This is a genomic window from Cellulomonas citrea (assembly GCF_009829685.1).
Classification (GTDB): Bacteria; Actinomycetota; Actinomycetes; order Actinomycetales; family Cellulomonadaceae; genus Cellulomonas; species Cellulomonas citrea.
In genome coordinates this window covers 1-2,432 of the sequence record NZ_VWSD01000252.1, presented here as the reverse complement: position 1 = coordinate 2,432, position 2,432 = coordinate 1, and the positions used below count along the sequence as shown (strand labels likewise).

At 74.0% G+C, this 2,432-nt stretch carries 5 protein-coding genes; all 5 read left to right on the top strand.

All coding sequences use genetic code 11. From position 1 onward, the window contains the following. Nucleotides 1-221 (top strand): Trp biosynthesis-associated membrane protein (locus F2B26_RS15805; protein ID WP_201292787.1); only part of this gene is annotated, 221 nt, incomplete at its 5' end. Nucleotides 222-256: 35 nt separating this feature from the next. Next, nucleotides 257-529 carry an HGxxPAAW family protein gene (locus F2B26_RS15800; RefSeq protein ID WP_159810978.1) on the top strand — a complete coding sequence of 91 codons (273 nt, stop codon included), beginning with the start codon at nt 257-259 and terminating at the stop codon, nt 527-529. Nucleotides 530-533: 4 nt separating this feature from the next. Next, nucleotides 534-965, top strand: coding sequence for a DUF2752 domain-containing protein (locus F2B26_RS15795; protein WP_235929716.1), 432 nt, complete (start codon nt 534-536; stop codon nt 963-965). A gap of 115 nt (nt 966-1,080) precedes the next feature. Then, entirely contained in the window at nt 1,081-1,893 is an 813-nt protein-coding gene (gene trpC / locus F2B26_RS15790) for an indole-3-glycerol phosphate synthase TrpC (protein ID WP_159810980.1), read from the top strand. Continuing rightward, nucleotides 1,890-2,432, top strand: a 543-nt coding sequence (locus F2B26_RS15785) for a pyridoxal-phosphate dependent enzyme (protein ID WP_159810976.1), incomplete at its 3' end; no start/stop codon positions are given. The genes trpC and F2B26_RS15785, both read left to right, overlap by 4 nt.

Here is a 2,432-nt window from a genome sequence, read left to right as displayed (position 1 = left end):
GGCCGAGCCCGACGCCCTGGCCCTGGCTCGCGGCCGCCGGAGGTCTGCTCCTCGTGGTGTGCGGAGCCGGTCTGGCGCGGGCGAGCCGCGGCTGGCCCGGCTCGAGCCGGCGGCACGAGCGCACCGTGGCACCCGACGAACGGTCGGACTGGGACGCGTTGTCCCGGGGGGTGGACCCGAGCCAGACGGGCGGGGAGCCGTCCGGCGACGGGCTCGGCTAGGGTGTGTCGAACCGTCGGAGGAAGGGTGACCTTGCATGGCCGAGAAGGACGTCGCAGTGCCCGCTGATCTGGTCGTCCAGCCCCCGGCGGGGCCGCCTCCGGCGAACCACGGGCGCACGGTCGCGGCCTGGACCACGACATGGGTCGTGGTCGCCGGTGGCCTGATCGCGAGCATCGGTCTCGTGATGGCCGCCACCTGGTTGTTCTGGGCCGGGCTGGGCGTGAGCGTGCTCGGGCTGGTGGTCGGCAAGGTGCTGTCGGTCGCCGGGTTCGGGCAGCCCCGTGACGGCACGGCCGGTGCTCACTGAGCCGGTGACGGCATCGTCGGCGGGTGCCTCACCCGTCGGCCTGTGGGCGCGGGTGCGCCCTCCGCTCGCGGTGGCTGCCGGGGCCGGCGCTGCTGCGGCAGCGCTGCTGCTGCACTCCCCGTCCCGGTCGGGTGCGTGGGGCTTCTGCCCGCTGTACGCGTTGACGGGTCTGTACTGCCCGCTGTGCGGGGGGTTGCGGGCGACCGAGGACCTACTGCGCGGGCGGGTCGCGGCCGCGTGGGCGATGAACCCGCTGTGGGTGCTGGCCACGGGTCCCGTGGCGCTGGTCTGGGCGGCGTGGCTGCGTCGACAGGTGCTTGACCGGCCCGCCCGACGCGTCCCGGCCTGGGTGGGCTGGGCGCTGCTCGCCGTCGTGCTGGCCTTCGGGGTGGCACGCAACGTGCCGGCGGCCCACCTGCTGCTGGGGCCCAGGTGAGGGTCGCCCGCGGCGTGGACCGTGGTCGGCCGAGTGCGGCGTCACCCTTACGATGGGCCGCGGCGGGCGTGGTGAGCAGCTGCGGACCGCGGAGCCGCGTGGGGAGGCGATCGACGTGACCGTGCTGGACGACATCGTGGCCGGGGTCAGGGAAGACCTCGCGGCCCGTCAGGCGAGCACCTCGCTGGACGACCTGAAGGCGATGGCCCAACGCAGGCCGTCGGCCATCGACTGCCCGGCCAGGCTCAAGGTCGACGACGCCGTCACGGTGATCGCCGAGGTGAAGCGGTCGAGCCCCAGCAAGGGTGCGCTCGCCGACATCTCCGACCCGGCGGCCCTCGCAGGCGACTACGAGTCGGGCGGCGCCACGGCGATCTCGGTGCTCACCGAGTCCCGGCGGTTCGGCGGCTCGCTCGCCGACCTGGACGCGGTGCGCGCCCGGGTGGACATCCCGGTGCTGCGCAAGGACTTCATCGTCACGCCGTACCAGGTGTGGGAGGCCCGGGCGCACGGCGCCGACCTCGTGCTGCTCATCGTGGCGGCGCTCGAGCAGACCGTCCTGACGTCCTTGGTGGACCGGGTGCACTCGTTGGGCATGACCGCCCTGGTCGAGGTGCACAACGTGGAGGAAGTGTCCCGTGCGGTGGACGCCGGGGCGCGCGTCGTGGGCGTGAACGCGCGCGACCTCAAGACGCTCGAGGTGGACCGGCAGACGTTCGCCCGCGTCGCGCCGTCGATCCCGTCCTCGGTCGTCAAGGTCGCCGAGTCGGGGGTCCGTGGTCCGCACGACGTCGTCGAGTACGCCCGTGCCGGTGCCGACGCGGTCCTGGTCGGCGAGGCGCTGGTGACCGACGACGCGCCGCGCAAGTCGGTGGCCGACCTGGTCGCGGCCGGGTCGCACCCGGCGCTGCGGGCGGTGCGCCGATGAGCGGGCGGCCCCCGGTCGAGGCGGACGTTCAGGACGGTCCGCTGGCCAGCCACGCCGGGCCGTACTTCGGCTCCTTCGGGGGTCGGTTCGTGCCGGAGGCGCTGGTCGCGGCGCTCGACGAGCTCGAGACCGCGTACCACAAGGCGTTGGTGGACCCGTCGTTCGCCGCCGAGCTGAGCCGGCTGCACCGCACGTACACCGGCCGCCCGAGCCCGCTCACCGAGGTGCCGCGGTTCGCCGCGACGGTCGGCGACGGAGTCCGGGTGTTCCTCAAGCGCGAGGACCTCAACCACACCGGGTCGCACAAGATCAACAACGTCCTGGGCCAGGCACTCCTGGTCAAGCGGATGGGCAAGACCCGGGTCATCGCGGAGACCGGCGCCGGTCAGCACGGGGTCGCCACCGCCACGGCCGCCGCGCTCATGGACCTGGACTGCACGGTCTACATGGGTGAGGAGGACACCCGCCGCCAGGCGCTCAACGTCGCTCGGATGCGGCTGCTGGGTGCCGAGGTCGTGCCGGTGAAGATCGGCTCACGC